1 protein-coding gene is annotated in these 709 nt (G+C 62.3%); it reads left to right on the top strand.

The genetic code is table 11. The features are described from left to right. The coding region (locus tag ACM6JQ_RS16010) for an immunoglobulin-like domain-containing protein (RefSeq protein WP_414894172.1) at window positions 1-709 on the top strand (709 nt) is incomplete at both ends.

Here is a 709-nt window from a genome sequence, read left to right as displayed (position 1 = left end):
TGTTCCTGCGCCTGCCGATGACGTCTACAAGGACGCCGGCAAAGTCGAAGTCACCATCAAGGACGCCACCGGCGGAAACTTCGAGAACCTGGTCCCGAGCACCACGCCAGCCGTGACCGAAGTCACTGACACCATCGACACCTCGACCGTGAAGCTGACGGCCGACACCACGGTCGCTGAAGGCGGCACCCTCACCTATACCGCCACTGTCGGCGCGCCGGTCACCGGTTCTCCTGTCGTGGTGACCCTGGCCAATGGTCAGAGCATCACCATTGAAGTGGGCAAGACCACCGGCACCGTAACCTTCACCGCGCCGAACGATGCGCTGACTGGTCAGGCCCCGCTGACCAACTCGATCACCGGCGTGAGCGGCGGCAATTACGAAAATCTGGTCGCCGACAAAACCCCGATCACCACCACAGTGACCGACAGCACCGACACCACCAATCTGTCACTCAGCGCTACCGGTTCCGTGGCCGAGGGCGGTTCGATCATCTACACCGCGACCCTGACCAATGCGGCGGGCTCGCCTGTCACCGTGACCCTGTCGAACGGCTCGGTGATCACCATCGAGACAGGTAAAACCACTGGCACCGTGACCGTTCCGGCGCCGGCCGATGACGTCTACAAAGACGCCGGCAAGGTCGAAGTGACTATCAAGGATGCTACCGGCGGCAACTTCGAGAACCTGGTACCGAGCACTGTGCCG

It is taken from the genome of Pseudomonas sp. IT-232MI5, assembly GCF_949767845.1.
Lineage (GTDB): Bacteria > Pseudomonadota > Gammaproteobacteria > Pseudomonadales > Pseudomonadaceae > Aquipseudomonas.
The sequence above is the reverse complement of the archived record's forward strand: the minus strand, read 5'-3'. Positions and strand labels throughout refer to the sequence as shown.